We start from the raw sequence: 19,594 nt of genomic DNA, 5'->3' as shown, positions 1-19,594 counted from the left end.
CCATGACCGCCCTGCACCGCCTCGTCGGCGCCCACCTCGGCGACGCCGAGGCCGACCGCCTGTTCGACCGCGTCGAGATCGACCCCGCCCTGCAGCGACCGCCGGCCGCCACGGTGCCGCGGGCCGAACTGGCGCAGGCGTTGACCCTGCTGCTGTTCCACGACCTGGTGCAGCGGGTGCCGAGCGCCCGCGCGCACCTCGACGACCTGGCGCGCGAGAACCGGCGGCTGGTCTTCGACCATGGCGCGCTGCGCACCGTGAAGGCGGCCTGCGGCCGGCTGCCGCCCGGTGAGGCGGCGTTCGCCCGCGTGTTGCGGCCGCTGGGCTGGCGCGTTGCCGGGGAGTACCCGCTGCCGCGGCTGCGCATGACCGGCCGCGCCTGGTGCCATGCCGACCACCCGGAGACCATCGCGCAGTTCTTCGTCTCCGAGCTGCACCCCGAGCGCTTCTCGCCCGAGTTCCAGCTCGCGGTGTCGCGGGTCATCGGCGGCTCGCGCGACCCGCTGGAACCGCAGGACCTGGCCCTGCTGCAGGACCTGGCGCGCGACGCCGCCCTGCCCTGGCCCGCCGCCCTGCGGCTGCTGCCGCGGCTGGCCGCCTGCTTCGACCGCCACCACGGGCTGTTCGACCTCGCCGACTACCAGCGGCTGCGCGCCGAGTCGGCCGAGATGGCCTGGATCGCCACCGAGGGCAATGCCTTCAACCACGCCACCGACCGCGTCGCCGACCTGCAGGCGGTGGTCGCCGCCGAGCGCGCGGCGGGCCGCGACGTGAAGGACACCATCGAGGTGTCGCGCTCCGGCCGGGTCAAGCAGACGGCCTACCGCGCCGCACCGGTGCGCCGCGCCTTCATCGACGGCGACCGCGTGGTGTGGCAGGCCGTGCCGGGCTCGTTCTACGAGTTCATCGAACGCGGCGTGCACACCGGCGCCGACGGCCGCCAGCGGCTGGACCTGGCGTTCGACGCGGCCAACGCCACCGGCATCTTCGCGATGACGGGCTGAGCCCGCACCCGGCCGGGCGGTCAGCCGGCCCCCGCGCTGCCGCCCTGGTTCAGCAGGTGCTCGCGCACCCGGTCGGGCTGTTGGCCGGCGGCGGCGACCGCCTCCTCGAGCTGCTCGACCGTGACGCCGAAGTGCTGGGCCCACCAGGCGGCGTTGGCCTGGTCGGCAGGGTCGACCTGCGACGGGGCGGTGGACTGCGGGTCGTTCATGGCGGGGCTCCTTGGCTGCCCTGCCCCGGGCAAACGGCGTGCGTCCTGCGCCGGGCCGGCCTCAGTCGTCCGCCGCCGGGTCCAGGCCGGGGAACAGCACCTCGGTGAAGCCCAGCTTCGTCAGGTCGGTCATGCGCGTCGGGTAGAGGCGGCCGATCAGGTGGTCGCACTCGTGCTGCACCACGCGGGCATGGAAGCCCTCGGCCACGCGGTCGATCGGCGTGCCGTGCTCGTCGGTGCCGGTGTAGCGGATGCGGGTGAAGCGCGGCACCTCGCCGCGCAGGCCCGGCACCGACAGGCAGCCCTCCCAGCCGGCCTCCATGGCGTCGCCCAGCGGCGTGATCACCGGGTTGACCAGCACCGTGCGCGGCACCGCCGGTGCCCCGGGGTAGCGCTCGCTGCGTTCGAAGCCGAACAGCACCAGCTGCCAGTCCTCGCCGATCTGCGGCGCCGCCAGGCCGACGCCGTGCGCCGCGTGCATCGTCTCCTCCATGTCGGCGATCAGCGCCTTCAGCCAGGGCGAGCCCAGCCGGTCGGCGGGCACCGGCTGCGCCACGCGCAGCAGGCGCGGGTCGCCCATCTTCAGGATCTCGCGGACGGTCATGTGGTGCTCTCTTCCTGCGCGTCGACCGGGGCCGTCAGCAGCGCCTGCAACCCCGCCTCGTCCAGCACCGGCACGCCGAGTTCACGGGCCTTGTCCAGCTTGCTGCCGGCCTCTTCGCCGGCGACGACGTAGTGGGTCTTCTTCGACACCGAGCCGGCCACCTTGCCGCCGGCGGCCTCGATCAGCGCCTTGGCGTCGTCGCGGGTCAGCGTGGGCAGGGTGCCGGTCAGCACCAGCGTCTTGCCGGCCAGCGGCTTCGGGCGCAGGTCGGCCTCGCCGTCGTGCTCGGGCCAGTGCAGGCCCACCGCGCGCAGCTGCTCGACCACCTCGCGGTTGTGCGGCTGGTCGAAGAAGGTGCGCACGCTCTGCGCCACCGCGGGGCCGACGTCGGGCACCTCGAGCAACTGCAGCTCGGTGGCGTCCATCACCCGTTCCAGCGTGCCGAAGTGGCGCGCCAGGTCGCGCGCGGTGCTCTCGCCGACATGGCGGATGCCCAGGCCGTAGAGGAAGCGCTGCAGCGTGGTCGCCTTGCTCTTCTCCAGCGCGGCCACCAGGTTCATGGCGCTCTTGTCGGCCATGCGGTCCAGCGCGGCCAGCGTGGCCACGCCCAGGCGGTAGAGGTCGGGCAGCGTGCGCACGATGCCGCCTTCGACCAGCTGCTCGACCAGCTTGTCGCCCAGGCCTTCGATGTCCAGCGCGCGGCGCTGGGCGAAGTGCAGGATGGCCTGCTGGCGCTGCGCCGGGCAGTACAGGCCGCCGGAGCAGCGGTGCTCCACGCTGCCGCGCTCGCGCAGCACCGCGCTGCCGCAGCGCGGGCACTGCGACGGCATGCGGAAGTTGGGCACGTAGGGGCGCCGCGGGGGCGGCGGCGAAGCCGCCTGGGGGTCGACGTTCATGCGGCCCACCACCTCGGGGATCACGTCGCCCGCGCGGCGCACGACGACGCGGTCGCCGAGGCGCACGCCCTTGCGCCGCAGCTCGAAGAGGTTGTGCAGCGTGGCGTTGCTCACCGTGGTGCCGCCGACGAACACCGGTTCCAGCTTGGCCACCGGCGTCAGCTTGCCGGTGCGGCCCACCTGCACCTCGATGCCGTTGAGCCGCGTCACCTGCTCCTGCGCCGGGTACTTGTGCGCCACCGCCCAGCGCGGCTCGCGCGACTTGAAGCCCAGCTGCTGCTGCAGCGCGCGGTCGTCCACCTTGTAGACCACGCCGTCGATGTCGAACGGCAGCGCGTCGCGCTGCGCCGCGATGCGGGCGTGGAAGGCGGCCAGCCCCTCGCCGCCCTCGGCCACCGCATGGTGCGCGTCGACCGGGAAGCCCAGCCCGGCCAGCGCCGCCAGCAGGCCCGACTGCGTGGCCGGCACGTCCCAGCCCTGCACGTCGCCCAGGCCGTAGGCGAAGAAACTCAGCGGCCGCTGCCGCGCGATGCTGGCGTCGAGCTGCCGCACGATGCCGGCGGCGGCGTTGCGCGGGTTGACGAAGGTCTTGAGGCCGACCGCCCGCTGGCGCTCGTTCAGCGCCTCGAAGTGATCGCGGCGCATGAAGACCTCGCCGCGCACCTCGAGCACCGCGGCGTGCGCGCCCTTCAGCCACTTGGGCACCGCCTCGATGGTGCCGACGGTGTGGGTCACGTCCTCGCCGGTCTCGCCGTCGCCGCGGGTGGCCGCCTGCACCAGCCGGCCGCGCTCGTAGCGCAGGTTGATGGCCAGGCCGTCGAACTTGAGCTCGGCGGCATAGGCCAGCGGCGGTGCGTCGGCCGGCAGCTTGAGGGTGTTGCGCACCGAGGTGTCGAAACTCAGCGCGCCGGCCGGCGTAGTGTCGGTCTCGGTGCGGATGGACAGCATGGGCACGGCGTGGCGCACCGGCTTCAAACCCTCAAGCACCGCGCCGATCACCCGCTGCGTCGGCGAGTCCGGCGTGATCAGGTCCGGGTGCTCGGCCTCCAGCGCCTGCAGTGCCTGGAACAGGCGGTCGTACTCGGCATCGGGGATCTCCGGCGCGTCATGGACGTAGTAGCGCTCGGCGTGGTGCTGCAGCAGCCGGCGCAGCGCCAGCGCGCGCTCGGACGGGGAGGCGGCATCGCTCATGGAGGAAGGATGCCATGGGCGCCGGCCCGCTCAGGCCCGGCCGCGCCACGCCGCCTCGATGGCGGCGACGTCGATCTTGCGCATGGTCATCATGGCCTCGAAGGCCCGCCTGGCCGCCGCGCGGTCGGGATCGGTGAAGGCCGCGGTCAGCACCCGCGGGGTGATCTGCCAGGAGATGCCCCAGCGGTCCCGGCACCAGCCGCATTCGCTCTCCTGCCCGCCGTTGCCGACGATGGCGTTCCACAACCGGTCGGTCTCGGCCTGGTCGTCGGTCGCCACCTGGAACGAGAAGGCGATGTTGTGCTGCACGCCCGGCCCGCCGTTCAGGCCGAGGCAGGGGATGCCCATGACGGTGAACTCCACCGTCAGCACGTCGCCTTCCTTGCCGGAGGGGAAGTCGCTCGGCGCCCGGTGCACGGCGCCGACGGCGCTGTCGGGGAAGGTGGCGGCGTAGAACCGGGCCGCGTCCAGGGCGGTGCCGTCGTACCAGAGGCAGATGGTGTTCTTGGCAAGCATGGGCAGGGTCTCCAAGCGGTGGCCCGCCATGCTACGAGCCTCGTCGCGGACCGAGCAGTTCGGCCGTGACCGCCTCGGCACGGGAGACCCCCGCCAGGATCATGGCCTGCACCAGCTCGGCCTGCAGCAGTGCCATCACCGCCGCGGCGCCGGCCTCGCCGCCGGCGGCGAGGCCGTACAGCGGCGCGCGGCCGACGAAGACCGCGCGGGCGCCGCAGGCCAGCGCCTTGAGCACGTCGGCGCCACGGCGGAAGCCGCCGTCGACGAACACCGGCACCCGCCCCGCCACCGCGTCGACGATGGCGGGCAGCATGGCGATGCTGGACGGCGCCGCATCGAGCTGCCGGCCGCCGTGGTTCGACACCACGACGCCGTCGAAGCCCTCGTGCACCGCCCGCGCCGCGTCGTCCGGGTGCAGCAGGCCCTTGACCACCAGCGGGCCGTCCCAGTGCCGGCGCAGCCACTGCAGGTCGGACCACAGCAGCTTGCGGCTCATGGCGCGCGACAGCATCACCGCCTGCGCCTGCGCGGAAGCCTGCGCGTCCTCGGTCTCGCTCAAGTTGGCGAAGTTCGGCGCCCCGCCGCGGGCCAGCCGCCACAGCCAGCCGGGCCGGCGCGCCATGTCGAGCGCCATGCGCAGCGTGGGCCGGAAGGGCAGGCTGAAGTCGTTGCGCAGGTCGCGTTCGCGGTTGCCGCCGACGGGCACGTCGACGGTGAGCACCAGCACCCGGAAGCCCGCCGACCGCGCCCGCCGCATGATGTGCTCGGCCACCGCGCGGTCGTGCATGACGTACAGCTGCATCCACTGCTCGGCCTCGGGGGTCACGTCGCGCGCGGCCTGGCGCACGGCTTCGAGCCGGCTGTTGGACGCGGTCGACAGCGTGTGCACCCAGCCGCTGCGCGCGGCAGCGCGTGCCATCAGCACATCGCCGCCGGGGCGGATCAGGCCCGTCAGCCCGAGCGGGGCGACCGCCATCGGCACCGGCCAGCGGCGGCCCAGCACCTCGACCGACGGGTCGATCTTCTCGATGTCCAGCAGCGTGCGCGGCAGCAGCGTCAGGCGCCGCAGGTCGTCGAGGTTGCTGGCCAGGCAGACCTCGTCGCCGGCCGCGCCGTCGACGTACTCGTAGGCGAGCCGGGGCAGGGCCCGCCGGGCGGCCTGTCGCCAGTCCTCGACGTTGACGCGGTGTCGGCGGGCGCTCACCCTGGACGCGGTCAGGACTCCGGCGTGTAGCCGGAGGCGGCGACCACCGGGCCCCAGCGGGCGCTGTCGGCCTTGACGATGGCGGTCAGTTCCTCGGGCGTCGACGCCGGGCCTTCCATGAACAGCTTGTTCAGCGTCTCGCGCACCTCGGGCGCGCTGTAGGCCTGCTTGACCGCGGCCTGCAGCGCCTGCACCACACGGTCCGGCGTGCGCGCAGGCGCGAACATGCCGAACCAGGCGCCGAAGTCGGTGTCCTTCATGCCCTGTTCGAGGAACGTCGGCACGTCGGGCAGGAAGCGCGATCGGCTGCTGCCGGTGACCCCCAACAGGCGCACCTTGCCGCTGGGCACCAGGGCGGCGAGCTCGCCCAGGACGTTGACGCTGCTGGCGATCTGGCCGGCGGCCACGTCCTGCGACGCCAGGATGCCGCCCTTGAACGGCACGTGCGTGAAGGCGAAACCATTGGTGCGCCCGATCAGCGCGCCCAGGAAGTGCAGCGGGCTGCCGGTGCCGGCGGTGCCGTACGACGCCTTGTCGGGGTTGGCCTTGCACCAGGCAGCGAAATCGTTCAAGTTGCGGACCGAGGCCGGCACCATCGGCCCGACCGCCAGCGCCATCGCCGAGGTGACCATCTGGCTGACCGCGCGGAAGTCCTGCATCGGGTCGTAGGCCAGCTTCCTGAAGACGTGGGGGTACAGCGTGATCACCGGGTCGGGCGTGACCAGCAGCGTGCGGCCGTCGGCGGGGGCGGCGCGGACCACCTCCGCCGCCAGGCGCCCGCCGGCGCCGGGGCGGTTCTCGACCACGGTGTTGGTCGCCTTGTTGGCGTACAGCCGCGCCGTGTTGTCGGCGCCGCCGCCGGGGGCGAAGCCGACCACGATGCGCGTCGCATCGCCCTGCGCCCAGGCCGTGCCGGCGAGGCCCGCCGCCGTGAGTCCCGCCAGCGTGCCGAGCAGCTCGCGTCGTTGCATGGGTCGTCTCCTTGTGGGTGCCATGGATATTCAGGATCCATTGGAGCCGGGAGTCTAGAAGCCAACTCCCATGATCACCAGGCTGCCAGGGCGGGACTTTCCCTGGTCTGGCAACACTAACCGGATCCGACTGATGGATCGGAGGGCGGTGCAAAGCCCCTGTGGGCGCCACCCCGCTGCCGGGCCGCCACCCCGCTGACGAAGGCCTCGAACGCGTCCAGCAACGGCGCACCGTCGAAGGCCGGTTCGAGCACCGAGAGGGCCTGCACCGTGGCCTCCAGCGTGGACACCTGGTCCGGCCGCCGCGCCGCCCGGATGGCGCGGTAGCGGGTCGGCGGGGGCGCCGGCAACGACAGCCGGGGCAGCGCCGCCAGGGCGGGGTGTTCGAGCAACAGGCGCAGGCTCTTGCGCCAGGTGGCGTCGACCACCACCAGCCGCGGGGCTGCCTCGGCCGGGCGGTCTGCCTCCACGACCGCCGGTGCCGGCGCGGCCGGCACGTCGGGGTACAGCAGCCACGTCTGCCGCCCCGGGCGGTGCAGCAGCCCTTGCAGCACCTCGGGCGCGAAGCGCTCGCCCACCACCACCTCGCAGCGCGCCAGCGACAGGCGCAGCAGGGCCACGCTGTTCTTCGCCTGGCGCTGTTCCTGCGGGTGCTGCAGCACCAGCACCTCGGTGCGGTGCGGGGTGGGCCGCGCCAGCGCGCACAGGCAGGTGGCCTGCGGGCGCCGGCAGCGCCCGCAGGTCGCGCGGCGGACGGTCGGCGGATGGTCGGGGACGGTCACGCGGGCATGGTGGCATGCACGCCCGGCCCCTCGGCCGATGCCCGCCGAACGGGCGTGGCCGCCGTCAGCGACGGACCGCCGCCTGCCGCCCGCGCCCCGTTGCCGCGTAGAACGCGAGCGCGGCGCCGAGGATCGCCACGGTGCGGAACGACGGCCGCGGCAGCCACCTCATTGCGTTCAGCACCAGCGCCGGCGGGGCGTTGCGCTGCGGCGCGGAGGTCGCCCCGTCGTCCCCGTCGTCGCCCGCGCTGCGCGCCACCTCGCGTCCGGCGAAGTGTTCGATCAGCGCCTTGACGAAGGGCACCATGTCCTGCGGCCCGCGGCTGGTGAGCCAGTTGCGGTCCTGCACCACCGGGCGGTCGAGCCAGGTGGCGCCGGCGTTGACCAGGTCGTCGCGCACGCCCGGCCAGGACGTCATGGTGCGCCCCTCGGTCAGGCCGGCGGACGACAGCAGCCACGGCCCGTGGCACAGCGTGGCGATGGGCTTGCCGTCGGCGTCGAAGTCGCGCACGAAGCGGCGTGCGGCCTCGGACTGGCGCAGCAGGTCGGGGTTGATGAAGCCGCCCGGCACGAGCAGCGCGTCGTAGTCGGCGACGCTGGCCTCGCGCAGCGTGCGGTCGACGCCCACGCGCGCCGCCGGCTCGTGCAGGTTGACGCCGCGGATGCGGCCCGGGCGCAGCGACACGATCTCCACCCGCGCGCCCTGGGCCCGCAGGGCGGCGACGGGCACGGACAGCTCGACGCGCTCGAAGCCATCGGCCGCCAGCACCGCGACGCGCCGGCCCTTCAGTTCTTGACCACCTGTCATGGTTGACTCCTTGGAGGTTCGGTGGCGGGGCCTACCGGCGGCGCGAACGCCGCAGTGCCATCACCGCGACGACGCACAGGCCGGCGATGGCGGCCTTCCTGACGACGCCGGCGCGGTCGTGGCGCCACCGCGCCGTCAGGCCGAGTTCCTTCGGCAGGTTGGGCAGCCGCAGGCACATCAGGTCGCCGGCGAGGTCCTCGACCACGTTGACCCGGTCGGCCAGCAGCAGCGTCAGCCAGTGCGGCAGGCGGCCTTCGCTGTACCGGTAGGCGCGGTCGCGCAGGGCGCCGCTCAGGCCGCGTGGCGGGCACGAGGTGCCGAACACCGGCGTCAGCTTGCCGTGCTCGGTCGACTTGTGGATCTTGATGCGCGCCGGCTGCTGGGGCAGCGGCGGGTAGAGCGACTCGACACCGATCTCCGGCGCCTTGTCGCGCGGCACGCCGGGGCGCCGCGCCGGGTCGAGGTCCGAGCCCCAGCCGTCGATCTCGCCGGCGAGGTCCAGCGTGCGGCGCTGCTCGGTGGTGGGCGAATGGCCGCCGGGCACCGGCCGTTGCAGGATGTCCCGGGAGGAAGAACCGACTCTCTGGTCCATGACGCGCTCCTAGCAGGCGGTGGAGGGAATGACCATCGGCTTGATGCACTCGTCGAGCTTGCCGGCGAAGACGGCATAGCCCTCGCTGATGTCCTCGAGCGCGAAGCGGTGGGTGATCACGTCCTTCGGGTTGATGTGCCCCGCCTCGATGTGCTCGATGCAGCGCGGCAGGTTGCGCTTGACGCTGGCCTGGTTGGTGCGGATGGTCAGGCCCTTGTTCATCGCGTCGCCGATGGCCACCAGGTTGAACGGTGGCCCGTAGGCGCCGATGATCGACACCACGCCGCCCTTCCGCACCGAGTCGATGGCCCAGTTGACGACGTTGGCCGTGCCGGCCTGCAGCTTGAAGGGCCGGATGCCGAGGAAGCGGTGCAGCGCGTCGCCGCTGGCATCGCAGCCGACGGCGTCGATGGCGGCGTCCCAGCCCAGCCAGTCGGTCTCCTTCTTGAGCGTCCAGACGGGGTCGCGGACGTCGCGGAAGTTGAGCGTCTCGCACTGCGCGAACCTCCTCGCGAAGTCGAGCCGGTAGTCGTACTGGTCGACCACCATCACCCGTCCGGCGCCCATGAACCAGGCCGACTTGGCGGCGAACAGGCCGACCGGCCCGGCGCCGAACACGACCACCGTGTCGCCGCGCTTGATCTCGGCCATCTCGGCGGCCTGGTAGCCGGTGGGGTAGGCGTCGGTGCACAACGCCGCGTTGTCGTCGTCGATGGTGTCCGGGATCTTCATCGGCCCGGCGTCGGCGAAGGGCACGCGCACGTACTCGGCCTGGCCGCCGTCGTAGCCGCCGGTGGTGTGCGAGTAGCCGTAGATGCCGCCGACCGCGGTGGCGTTCGGGTTGACGTTGTGGCAGTTGCTGAAGAGCTGCTTCTGGCAGAAGTAGCACTCGCCGCAGAAGATGTTGAACGGCACCAGCACGCGGTCGCCGGGCTTCAAGGTACGGACCTCCCGGCCCACCTCCTCCACCACGCCGACGAACTCGTGGCCGAAGGTCTGGCCGACCCGGGTGTCCGGCATCATGCCGTGGTAGAGGTGGATGTCCGAGCCGCAGATGCAGGCCCGCGTCACGCGCACGATGGCGTCGCGTGGATGCTCGATTTCGGGGATGGGCTTGTCGATGACGCGGATCCGGTAAGGACCGCGGTAGGTCATGGCGCGCATGGGGAACTCCGGGGCGGCTGGGGGAACCGTCGGTGCGGCAACACGGGGGCCCAAGAACCGGTCCGCGTGCCGGACGCGGGTTTGATCCGGAGTGCGGCACGGGCAAGGCCCGGGCACCGCGTCCGCCCGCCGCCGGTGCTGCCACGCCCTTGTCACCGCGGGCCGGCAGCATGACGGCCCTTCGCCCGCCGGACGCCCCGCCCCATGCACGCCTGCCATCCTCACCGTCGCCGCCTGCCGCCGTGGGGGCTCGTCGCCCTGGCCTGGGCCGGCCTGTCGGCGCTGCCGCCGGCCGCGGCCCAGGCCCCGGCCTGCCAGGCCCTGCCCCGCGGCACCAAGAGCCTCGTCGCCACCTGCACCCTGCCGGCCGGCACCGCGCGGCCATGGCGCTTCAGGGCGCATTTCGAAGGCAGCCACGACGACAGCGAGGTGACCATCGACTCGGCCGTGCTGGACGGACGGCCGCTGGCCTGCGCCGACGGCAGCAAGACCGCCTCGCGCTTCGAGGACGGCGACGTGACGCTGGACTGCGGCTTCACCGCCCCAGCGGGCGCCGCCGCCCGGCGCCTGGTGGTGACGCTGTCGCTGCACCACCTGCAGCTCGACCGGACCGAACTGCAGGCCGACTGACCGCCCCGCGCGGCGCGGGCGGCTCAGCCCGCCGCGGTTGCCGACCGCAGCGCGTCGGCCAGCACGCGCGCCAGGTCGTCCACCGCGTAGGGCTTGGGCAGCAGCGTGAAGCCGTGGTCCGGCGTCTGCGCCAGCACCGCGCTGTAGCCGCTGGACAGGATGACCGGCAGGCCCCGCCAGCGGCGCCGCACGTGGTGGCCCAGTTCGATGCCGCTCATGCCGGACATCACCACGTCGGAGAACACCGCGCGGAAGCGGCCGGGCTCGCGCTCCAGCGCCTGCAGCGCCTGCTCGGCGCTGTGGGTGACCAGCGGTGCATAACCCAGCGCCTGCAGCGTCTGCTGCACCGATTCCGAGACCTCGACGTTGTCCTCGACGACGAGGATGCAGGCGCCCTCGCCCATCGCCAGCGCGTGGCGCTCGGGGGCGCCTCACCGGCCAGGGCCGGCGGCTCGGCGCGCGGCAGGTAGAGGGTGAAGGTGGCGCCGCGGCCCAACTCGCTGTGCACGTCGATGTCGCCGCCCGACTGCTTGGCGAAGCCGAACACCTGCGACAGCCCGAGCCCGGTGCCATGGCCGTCGGTCTTGGTGGTGAAGAAGGGCTCGAAGATGCGCTTCAGGTGCTCCGGCGCGATGCCGCAACCGGTGTCGGACATCGAGATGGCCACCAGCCCGCCCTGCCCGCCGCCGTCTGCCGGCACGACCCGGATGGTCAGCCGGCCCTGGCCGTCCATCGCGTCGCGCGCGTTGACCGCCAGGTTGACCAGCGCGGTGTCGAACTGGCTGGGGTCGGCGTAGACGAAGCACTGGTGCGGCGGCAGGTCGAAGGCGATGTCGATGCGCGCGCCGGCCAGGCTGGCGATCATGTCGCCGACGGCGCGGGTGTTCTGCGCGGCGTCGAAGACCACCGGCTGCAGCGCCTGCCGGCGGGCGAAGGCCAGCAGCTGGCCGGTGAGCTTGGTGGCGCGCGTCACCGAATTCGAGATCGACTCCATCAGCCGGCCCCGCCGGTCCTGGGGCAGGTCGACCCGGCGCAGCAGGTCGATCGACGTGCGGATGACGGCCAGCACGTTGTTGAAGTCGTGCGCCACGCCGCCGGTGAGCTGGCCGATGGCTTCGAGCTTCTGCGACTGGCGCAGCGCGTCCTCGGTGGCACGTTCGCGGGTCACGTCGCGGGCCACGGCGTGGATGTAGCCGCCCTCGGGCACGGCGGTCCAGCTCAGCAGTCGGTGCTCGCCGTCGTGCGTGCGCCAGCGGTTCTCGAAGGCCAGCGTCGGGTGCCCGCCGGAGAGCTTGTCCACCTCCCCCGCGGTGGTGGCCTGGTCGTCGGGGTGGAGGAAGTCGGACAGCGGGCGCCCGACCATGACCCCGGCCGGCCAGCCGAGGATGCGCGTGGCCGCCGGGTTCACCGCGGTGATGGTGCCGGCGACGTCGCAGACCAGCATCAGCTCCTGCGACAGCGCCCAGATGCGGTCCCGGTCGCGGGCGGTGGCCACGTGCTGCAGGCGGCTTTCGTGCACGTCGGTGTTGGTGCCGATCCAGCGCAGCGCCTGGCCGTCCGCCGAACGCAGCGGCAGCGCGCGCACCAGGTGCCAGCGGTACTCGCCGTCGGCGCGGCGGATTCGGAACTCGGTCTCGAAGTCGGCACCGGTGCGCAGGCTGTGGGCCCAGCGCTCGGCCGCCGCGGGCCGGTCGTCGGGGTGCACGGTGCGGGCCCAGCCGTCGCCGTCCAGCGAGCCGCGCGCGGCGCCGCTGTATTCATAGACCCGGTCGTTGAACCAGTCCAGCTTGCCGGACGCCGGCGAGGTCCACACATGGTTGGGCAGCGACTGCGCGAACAGCCGGAACTGCTCGGCGCTCTGCGCCTCGGCCTGCTGCGCGGCGCGGCGCTCGTTGGCGTCGCGCAGGCGTTCCAGCACCTCCCAGCAGCGGTCGACCACGGTGGCGACCAGCTCCACCTCGTCCTGGGTCCAGCGCCGTGGCGTCGACTGGTGCACCGCCATGCCGGCGACGAAGCGGCCCTCCTTCTGCAGCGGCACGCAGATCACCGCCTGGATGCCGGTGGCGCGGTAGGCGGCGAGGTCGGTGCCGCGTGTGGCCGGGTCGTGGTCGACGTCGTGGTTGACGAAGGGCTCGCCGCGCAGCATGAGCTGGTGCACGGCCCGGCCGAAGTCGGTGAAGCGGTAGCGGCCGACCATGGAGGCCACGCCGTCGCTGTAGTCGCCGATGACATCGAAGGTGTTGCCGTCCTCCAGCACATGCGCATAGGCGCAGCGGTTGGCGCCGAGGTGGCGGCCGAGCGCTTCCGCGGTGACGCGCATCACCTCGGCCGGGTCGGACAGGCTGCGGGTGGCCTGCGACAGGTCGTCGAGGAAGGTCAGCCGCCGCTCGCTGCGCACGCGGGCGGTGGTCTCGGCGAAGGTGACGAGCACGCCCTCGATGTCGCCGCCGTCGCCCAGCACCGGGCTGTAGGAGAAGTTGAAGTGGCAGTCCTCGGGATACCCGTAGCGCTCGATGGTCAGCTGGAAGTCGTCGAAGCCGATCGGCTGCCCCTGCAGCACCCGCTGCCACATCGGGCCGACGGTGGGCCAGATCTCCTGCCAGGTGGTGCGGGCCGAAGCGCCCAGCGCGGCGGGGTGCTTGTCGCCCAGGATGGGCCGGTAGGCGTCGTTGTAGACCTGCAGCAGCTGCGGCCCCCAGGCCAGGTACATCGGCAGCTGGCAGTTGAGCAGCAGCGACACCGCGTTGCGCAGGCTGGCCGGCCAGCGCGACGGCGGCCCCAGCGCGGTGCCGGCCCAGTCGTGGCGGCGCACCCGTTCGCCCATCTCGCCACCGCCGCGGAGGAAGGGATCCGTGGCCGAGGAAGGGTCCGGCGGCTGCATCGCCGGACAGGATAGCCGATGGCCTGGCGGCCACCCGGGACAGGCCGGCCTCGTGGCCGACGGGGACCCGCCGGGCCCGTGCGGACGGGCCGGCGGCCCCGGGGCGTCAGCGGTTCAGCATCAGCCGCTGGACCCACAGCGTGGAATGCGACACCTCCTGCGTGTGCACCGGCCGTTCGTGGCGCAGGCCGATGGCGATGCGGCCGGTCCAGTAGATCGGCCGGCCGGTGCCCGGCAGCACCATCGGGCCGACGTGGCCCGGCGGGATGGACAGCGCGGTGGCATGGTTCGGACGGATCATTTTTTTCCCCTGACATCGGTAAAGCCAAGGCCCTCACTATCCGGCGGCACGCGTTGTTGTTCCTTCCCGCAACCCCGGGGGCCGGCCCCGCGTAAGCTGGTGCCCGCCTGCCCGCCCTTCGAGACATATCGCACATGACGGACTTCGATCTGGTAACGCTCGGCGCCGGCTCCGGCGGCATCGCGGCCGCGCGCCGCGCCGCGCTGCATGGCGCCAAGGTGGCCATCGTGGAGGGTCGCCGCGTCGGCGGCACCTGCGTGCTGCGCGGCTGCGTGCCGAAGAAGCTGCTGGTGTACGCCGCGCAGCACGCCGACGACCTGGCCGAGGCCCGCGGCTACGGCTGGGAGCTCGGTCCAACGCCCACCTTCTCGATGGCGCGCTGGCAGCAGGCCAAGGCGGCCGAGACCGCGCGGCTCGAAGGCGTGTACCGGCAGTTGCTCGCGGCCTCCGGCGTCGAGCTGATCGAGGGCTGGGCGCACCTGCAGCCGGGCCGCGACGGTGCGCCGCACGCCGTGCGCGTGGGCGAGCGCCGCCTCACCGCGCGACACGTCATCGTGGCCACCGGCTCGCGGCCGTCGGGCGACACCCTGCCCGGCATCGAGCTGTGCGCCAGCAGCGACGACCTGCTCGACCTGGCCGAGCTGCCCGCCAGCGCCGCCTTCATCGGCGGCGGCTACATCGCGGTGGAGTTCGCGAGCCTGTTCGCCCGCCTCGGCGTGCCGGTGTGCCTGTACTTCCGCGACAGCCTGCCGCTGCGCGGCTTCGACCCCATGCTGCGCGCCGCGGCCGCCGCCGCGCTGCAGGCCGCCGGTGTCGAGCTGCACCCCGGCGTGGTGCCGCAGCGGGTGATGAAGGGCGACGGCACGCTGCTGCTGGCCTTCGGCGACGACCGGGTGCGCGAGTTTCCCTGGGTGCTCAACGCCACCGGCCGCAAGCCCAACGCCGCCGGCCTCGGCCTGGCCTGCGACGGCCGCGGCGCCATCCCGGTGGACGACCGGCTGCAGACCGAGGTGCCCGGCGTCTACGCCATCGGCGACGTCACCGCCCGCAAGCCGCTGACCCCGGTGGCCATCGCCGAAGGCCGCGCGGTGGCGGACATGCTCTTCGCCGGCAGCGACCGCACGGTGGACCTGCGCCGCGTGGCCAGCGCCACCTTCATGCTGCCGCCGATCGGCACCGTCGGCCCCACCGAGCCCGAGGCCCTGGCCGCCGGCCACGACCTCAAGGTCTACGAGACCGACTTCCGCCCGATGCGCAGCGCCTTCGTCGGCAGCGACGCGCGCAGCCGCATGAAGCTGCTGGTCGATGCGCACGACGACACCGTGCTGGCCGTGCACATGATCGGCCCCGACGCACCGGAGATCGTGCAGAGCCTGGCGGTGGCGCTCACCGCGGGCGCGACCAAGGCCGACTTCGACCGCACCATCGCCGTCCACCCGACGGCGGCGGAGGAATTCGTGCTGATGCGCGAGCCGATGCGCACGGTGAAGGCCTCGTCCGGCGGACCGGCCACCGGCTGACGCGTCCCTCGGCCCACCGTTCCACCGGTGCGGCCAGCACGCAGACCGTCCAGCAGGCCCAGGCCGACCAGGCGATGTGGCTCACGAAGTGAGCCCCCGCACCACCTGCACCAGCGACCCCGCCGTGCCCAGCACCAGCAGCGCGGCGAGGAAACGTCGCGCCCACCGCGGCGCATGCCGGCGCCGGAGGAAGTACACCGGCAGGAAGGCGAAGAACGACACCGCATGGCCGGAGGGGAAACAATGCCCCGGGCCGCCGTCGCGCAGCACTGCCCAGTGCGGCACGTACGGCACCGTGCCGCCGAAGGGCTGCAGGTCCCAGGGGCAGCTGGTGTGGCTGATGCGCTTGGCCGACGGCACCGCGAGCAGGCAGACCAGCACCACCGCCCACCAGAAGCGCCGCGCGCCGGCCGAGGGGCCGGCACGGTGGCCGCCGGCGGGCCGCCAGGCGTCCCAGGTCAGCGACGCCAGCGCGGCGCCGGCCAGCCAGCGCGCGCCGTCGTGCAGCCCGCGCTCGGCCCAGGCGGCATGGCGCCAGGCGAAGCCGGCCGCCGAGCCGAACCCGCCGCTGACCACCAGGTCGCCGGGGCCGGCGTCCCACAGCAGGATCGCCGCCAGCGCCAGCAGGCAGGACCGGGCGTCCCGCCGCCCGCGCGACGGCGCCGCGCTCAACCCGCCGGCACGCGGCATGGCGCGGTCAGGTCGAGCGCCGGCTCGTGCAGCGCCGTCCGCAGGTCGAGCAGGCCGAGCAGGCTGTGGAAGAGCTGGTCGTGCGACAGCGGCCGCGCCGCCGCGGCCTGCAGCGCGGGCCGCAGGCAGCCGTCGCGCAGGCCGGCTGCGCGTTCCAGCCCGGGGCTGGTCCACCAGACCATCGGCACGCGCTTCTGCACCTCGGGCGCGATGGCGTAGGGCAGGCCGTGCAGGAAGAGGTTGTGCTCGCCCAGCGACTCGCCGTGGTCGGAGACGTAGACCAGCACCGAATCGACCCGGCCGGCGTGCGCGCGCAACGTGGCGACGGCCGACGCCAGCACGTGGTCGGTGTAGCGCAGGCTGTTGTCGTAGGCGTTGACCACCTCCTGCACCGAGCACCGGCGCAGGTCGTCGTGCCGGCATTCGGGCTGGTACGGCGCGACGTTCTCCGGGTGCCGCGCGAAGTAGGCCGGGCCGTGGCTGCCCAGCATGTGCAGCACCCACAGGTGGGTGCCGGCCGCGTGCGACAGCCGGGCCCCGAGGTCGTGCACCAGGCCCTCGTCCAGGCAGCGGCCCTCGGGGCACAGGCCGGGGGCCAGCGCCGCGGCCACGGTCTGCGTCGGCAGGCTGTCGCACACACCCTTGCAGCCGCTCTGGTTGTCGCGCCACTGCACCTGCGCGCCGGCGCGGGCGACGACGTGCAGCAGCGACTCCTCGCGGCGGATGCGCGCCTCGTCGTAGCGCCGCCGCCCCACCGGGGCGAACAGGCAGGGCAACGAGGTCTCGGTGTTGGTGCCGCAGGCGGTGACGTCGGGGAAGTTCACCACGTCCAGGCGGGCCAGCTCCGGCGTGGTCTGGCGGCCGTGTCCGTTGAGGCCCCAGCTGGCCGCGCGGGCGGTCTCGCCGACGACCAGCAGCACCACCAGCGGCCGATCACGGCCGGACCAGGACGGGCCCCGGCGCACGTCCAGCCCGATGGGCTGGCGCGGCTGGCGCGCGGCCTTGGCGTCGGTGAGCAGCACCGCACCGGAGGACCACAGCAGGTTGGCCGGCGTGATGCGCCAGCGCACCTCGCGCTGGTTGCGCAACAGCGACGACAGCGGCTGGAAGCCGGCCCAGGCCAGCGCCACGGCGGCGATGGCCGCGCCGGCCACCAGCAGCGCCCGCTGCCGCAGGGCGCTCGGCCAGGGCCGGCGCAGCACCTGCACCCGCCACAGCAGCACCATCGGCAGCGCCGCGAAGAGCAGCAGGTGCAGCGCGAGGTCGAGCGAGAGCAGCTCTCGGGCTTCGGCGACGTCGGTGCGCAGCACGTTGCGCAGCATGGTGGGGTCCAGCACCACGCCGTAGCGCCGGCCGAAGTAGGACGCCGCCGCCGCGGCCGGCAGCAGCAGCGTCAGCAGCGGCCGCACCGTGCGGCGTGTGGCGACCAGCCCCAGCAGCAGCACGTGCAGCGCGAACAGCAGCAGCAGCAGGTCGGCGGTGAAGGCCCAGCCGCCCGGGTGCAGCGGCCCGCGCTCGTCGAGGCCGGCCTGCAGCACGGCGGCGTTGGCCGACAGCGTCCAGAACGCCGACGCCGCCAGCACGAGCCGGTCGGAGGTGGCGTGCAGGCGTGGCAGCGGCATCGGCGCCATTTCGCCCGCGGCCGCTGAAGCCAGGCTGAAGCCGGTGCTGCTACCGTGCGCGCTGGACCGACGGACCCGCGAACCCGTGCGACTGCTGCTGGTGGAGGACGACGAACTGCTGGGCGACGGCCTGCGCGACTTCCTGCGCGGCGAGGGCCACGTGGTCGACTGGTGCCGCAGCGTGGCCGAGGCGCGGGCCCTGGCCGACGAGCCCTTCGACGCCTGGCTGCTCGACTGGCAACTGCCGGACGGCAGCGGCCTGGACCTGCTGAGGTCGCTGCGCGCCGCGGGCCTGGCCACGCCGGCCTTGATGCTGACCGCCCGCGACCGGCTGGCCGAGCGGCTGCAGGGGCTGGACGGTGGTGCCGACGACTACCTGGTCAAGCCCTTCGCGCCGGAGGAGCTGGCCGCCCGGCTGCGCGCGGTGCGGCGGCGGGTCGAGGGCCGCGAGGACGTGCTGGCCATGGCGGGCGACGTGCGCATCGACTTCGCCCGGCGCAGCGTCACCTCGGCCGGCCGTCGGGTGGAGCTGACCGCCCGCGAATGGCGCGTGCTGGAAGCGCTCGGCCGGCGCGCCGGCCGCATCGTCACCAAGGGCGAGCTCGAACGCCTGGTGCTCGGCAACGAGACCGACCTGATGAGCAACGCCCTGGAGGTGCACGTGTCGGCGCTGCGCCGCAAGCTGGGCCGCGGGCTGATCGAGACCGTGCGCGGCCTGGGCTACCGGGTCGACGGGACATGACGGGCCGGAAGCTGCCGTCCATCGGCGCCCGCCTGTCCCGGGCGCTGGCGCTGTGGTCGCTGGCCTGGGGCCTGGCAGTGGGTGCCGCCGTGTGGACGGCGGCGTCGACCGAGGTCGACGAGCTGCTCGACGAGGCGCTGCAGTCGACCGCCGGGCTGATGGCCGCGGTGGCCGACGGCGACGAACCCGCCGACCCGGCGCCGGGCGGCACCGTGGCCCACTTCGCCTGGCAGGTGATCGATGGTCAGGGCCGGCTGCACCGGCGCTCCGACCTCGCGCCCACCGTCCCCTGGCAGGCCGCCCCACGGCCGGGCTTCAGCGACGCGCCGCAGTTCCGGCTCTTCGGTGTGGCCCTCGGCACCGACGGCCGGATGCTGTACGTGGCCCAGACCCGCGAGGAGCGCCTGGAGGCGCAGGCCGAGGTGGCGCTGGCGGCCGTGCTGGCGGCGCTGTCGGTGGGGCTGGTCGGCCATGTCTGGCTGCGCTCGCGCGTGAAGGCCGAGCTGATGCCGCTGGACAGCCTGGCCTCGGCGCTGGGCCGGTGGGACCCGACGGCGCCGGTCGCCGACGGGTCGCCGGGCCACGCCGAACGGCGCGAGCTGCGGCCGGTGCACGACGCGCTGGACGGCCTGGCGTCGCGGCTGCGCATGCGGCTGGCACACGAGAAGGCGTTCGCCGCGCACGCCGCGCACGCGCTGCGCACGCCGCTGGCCGGCATCGACGCGCAGCTGGCCGTCGCGGTGCGCGAGGCGCCGCCCGAGCTGCGCGACCGCCTGCTGCGCATCCGCGAGGGCGCCGCACGCCTGCGCTCGGTGGTCGGGGCGGTGGTCGAGCTGTTCCGCAGCGGCGCCGAACCGCTGCGGCGCACCACCGACCTCGCCCCGCTGCTGCAGCAGCTGGCCGTGCCGGGCGTGCTGGTGCAGGCGCCGCCCTCGCTGGCCTTGAAAGCCGACCCCGACCTGGTGGCGGCCGCGCTGCTGAACCTGCTCGACAACGCCAAGCGCCACGGCGCCACCGAGGTGCGGGTGACCGTGGTCGAGGGAACGCGGCTGCGGGTGGCCGACAACGGTCCCGGCGTGCCGGTCGAGCGCCGCCGGCAGATGCAGGCGGCGCTCGACACCCAGGCCTACGACGACGGCCTCGGCCTCGGCCTGACCCTGGCCGACCGCGTGGCCCGGGCCCACGGCGGGCGGCTGCGGCTGCTCGACGGGGACGACGGCTTCGTGGTCGAGCTCGGCCTGGCGCCGGCCTGACGCTCGACGGCGTC

20 protein-coding genes are annotated in these 19,594 nt (G+C 73.9%); 5 read left to right on the top strand and 15 right to left on the bottom strand.

Features of this window, described 5'->3' with window-relative positions; all coding sequences use genetic code 11:
- Positions 1–2: 2 nt before the first annotated feature.
- Positions 3–1,004, top strand: a complete 1,002-nt coding sequence (locus LRS07_RS08405; RefSeq protein ID WP_260501483.1) for a 2-oxoadipate dioxygenase/decarboxylase family protein — start codon at positions 3–5, stop codon at positions 1,002–1,004.
- Between the two features lie 20 nt (positions 1,005–1,024).
- On the opposite strand, the gene LRS07_RS08400 is transcribed toward LRS07_RS08405, so the two are convergent.
- The 10 genes from LRS07_RS08400 to LRS07_RS08355 form a co-directional block, all read right to left on the bottom strand.
- Positions 1,025–1,213 (bottom strand): DUF3606 domain-containing protein, encoded by a 189-nt coding sequence (locus LRS07_RS08400; RefSeq protein ID WP_260501482.1) that lies wholly within the window; start codon positions 1,211–1,213, stop codon positions 1,025–1,027.
- 61 nt (positions 1,214–1,274) lie between these two features.
- Positions 1,275–1,817 (bottom strand): peptide deformylase, encoded by a 543-nt coding sequence (gene def / locus LRS07_RS08395; protein WP_260501481.1) that lies wholly within the window; start codon positions 1,815–1,817, stop codon positions 1,275–1,277.
- Positions 1,814–3,904, bottom strand: a complete 2,091-nt coding sequence (gene ligA / locus LRS07_RS08390; RefSeq protein ID WP_260501480.1) for an NAD-dependent DNA ligase LigA — start codon at positions 3,902–3,904, stop codon at positions 1,814–1,816. Before ligA ends, def begins: the two co-directional genes overlap by 4 nt.
- Positions 3,905–3,934: 30 nt before the next feature.
- Positions 3,935–4,420: a VOC family protein gene (locus LRS07_RS08385; protein ID WP_260501479.1), complete on the bottom strand. Its 486-nt coding sequence runs from the start codon at positions 4,418–4,420 to the stop codon at positions 3,935–3,937.
- Between the two features lie 31 nt (positions 4,421–4,451).
- A complete protein-coding gene (locus LRS07_RS08380; protein ID WP_260501478.1) occupies positions 4,452–5,624 on the bottom strand; it encodes an alpha-hydroxy acid oxidase in 1,173 nt (390 codons plus the stop codon).
- A gap of 11 nt (positions 5,625–5,635) precedes the next feature.
- Positions 5,636–6,595 (bottom strand): tripartite tricarboxylate transporter substrate-binding protein, encoded by a 960-nt coding sequence (locus LRS07_RS08375; RefSeq protein ID WP_260501477.1) that lies wholly within the window; start codon positions 6,593–6,595, stop codon positions 5,636–5,638.
- 116 nt (positions 6,596–6,711) lie between these two features.
- Positions 6,712–7,377, bottom strand: a complete 666-nt coding sequence (locus tag LRS07_RS08370; RefSeq protein WP_260501476.1) for a tRNA-uridine aminocarboxypropyltransferase — start codon at positions 7,375–7,377, stop codon at positions 6,712–6,714.
- A 64-nt stretch (positions 7,378–7,441) separates the two neighbouring features.
- Positions 7,442–8,185: a type 1 glutamine amidotransferase domain-containing protein gene (locus LRS07_RS08365; protein ID WP_260501475.1), complete on the bottom strand. Its 744-nt coding sequence runs from the start codon at positions 8,183–8,185 to the stop codon at positions 7,442–7,444.
- A gap of 31 nt (positions 8,186–8,216) precedes the next feature.
- Positions 8,217–8,777: a hypothetical protein gene (locus LRS07_RS08360; protein ID WP_260501474.1), complete on the bottom strand. Its 561-nt coding sequence runs from the start codon at positions 8,775–8,777 to the stop codon at positions 8,217–8,219.
- 9 nt (positions 8,778–8,786) lie between these two features.
- Entirely contained in the window at positions 8,787–9,941 is a 1,155-nt protein-coding gene (locus tag LRS07_RS08355; RefSeq protein ID WP_260501473.1) for a zinc-dependent alcohol dehydrogenase, read from the bottom strand.
- 204 nt (positions 9,942–10,145) lie between these two features.
- Here LRS07_RS08355 and LRS07_RS08350 point away from each other — a divergent pair, with 204 nt between their 5' ends.
- Positions 10,146–10,571 (top strand): hypothetical protein, encoded by a 426-nt coding sequence (locus LRS07_RS08350; protein ID WP_260501472.1) that lies wholly within the window; start codon positions 10,146–10,148, stop codon positions 10,569–10,571.
- Positions 10,572–10,594: 23 nt separating this feature from the next.
- Here the strand turns inward: LRS07_RS08350 and LRS07_RS08345 are convergent, their stop codons facing one another.
- The 3 genes from LRS07_RS08345 to LRS07_RS08335 form a co-directional block, all read right to left on the bottom strand.
- The gene (locus LRS07_RS08345; RefSeq protein WP_260502076.1) at positions 10,595–10,897 is read right to left on the bottom strand and encodes a response regulator; all 303 of its coding nucleotides are present in this window, start codon (positions 10,895–10,897) and stop codon (positions 10,595–10,597) included.
- Complete coding sequence (locus tag LRS07_RS08340) at positions 10,798–13,452, bottom strand: PAS domain-containing protein (RefSeq protein WP_260501471.1); 2,655 nt, start codon at positions 13,450–13,452, stop codon at positions 10,798–10,800. Before LRS07_RS08340 ends, LRS07_RS08345 begins: the two co-directional genes overlap by 100 nt.
- A 106-nt stretch (positions 13,453–13,558) precedes the next feature.
- Complete coding sequence (locus LRS07_RS08335; protein ID WP_260501470.1) at positions 13,559–13,753, bottom strand: hypothetical protein; 195 nt, start codon at positions 13,751–13,753, stop codon at positions 13,559–13,561.
- A 134-nt stretch (positions 13,754–13,887) separates the two neighbouring features.
- On the opposite strand from LRS07_RS08335, the gene LRS07_RS08330 reads away from it, so the two are divergent.
- Positions 13,888–15,273 carry an FAD-dependent oxidoreductase gene (locus LRS07_RS08330; protein WP_260501469.1) on the top strand — a complete coding sequence of 462 codons (1,386 nt, stop codon included), beginning with the start codon at positions 13,888–13,890 and terminating at the stop codon, positions 15,271–15,273.
- Between the two features lie 81 nt (positions 15,274–15,354).
- Here LRS07_RS08330 and LRS07_RS08325 read toward each other — a convergent pair whose 3' ends face one another.
- Together LRS07_RS08325 and LRS07_RS08320 are read right to left on the bottom strand one after the other, a co-directional pair.
- Positions 15,355–15,963 carry a phosphatase PAP2 family protein gene (locus tag LRS07_RS08325; protein ID WP_260501468.1) on the bottom strand — a complete coding sequence of 203 codons (609 nt, stop codon included), beginning with the start codon at positions 15,961–15,963 and terminating at the stop codon, positions 15,355–15,357.
- Positions 15,942–17,585, bottom strand: coding sequence for a phosphoethanolamine transferase (locus LRS07_RS08320; protein ID WP_260501467.1), 1,644 nt, complete (start codon positions 17,583–17,585; stop codon positions 15,942–15,944). Before LRS07_RS08320 ends, LRS07_RS08325 begins: the two co-directional genes overlap by 22 nt.
- Positions 17,586–17,670: 85 nt before the next feature.
- Here LRS07_RS08320 and LRS07_RS08315 point away from each other — a divergent pair, with 85 nt between their 5' ends.
- Both LRS07_RS08315 and LRS07_RS08310 read left to right on the top strand, forming a co-directional pair.
- On the top strand, positions 17,671–18,327 hold the full coding sequence (locus tag LRS07_RS08315) for a response regulator transcription factor (protein WP_260501466.1): 657 nt from the start codon (positions 17,671–17,673) through the stop codon (positions 18,325–18,327).
- The gene (locus tag LRS07_RS08310) at positions 18,324–19,580 is read left to right on the top strand and encodes a sensor histidine kinase (protein WP_260501465.1); all 1,257 of its coding nucleotides are present in this window, start codon (positions 18,324–18,326) and stop codon (positions 19,578–19,580) included. Before LRS07_RS08315 ends, LRS07_RS08310 begins: the two co-directional genes overlap by 4 nt.
- Positions 19,581–19,594 lie beyond the last annotated feature (14 nt).

Origin of the sequence: Aquabacterium sp. J223, from assembly GCF_024666615.1 — a bacterium.
GTDB lineage: Bacteria > Pseudomonadota > Gammaproteobacteria > Burkholderiales > Burkholderiaceae_C > J223.
Note: the sequence above shows the minus strand (reverse complement) of the source record. Positions and strands in the feature narration are given on the sequence as shown.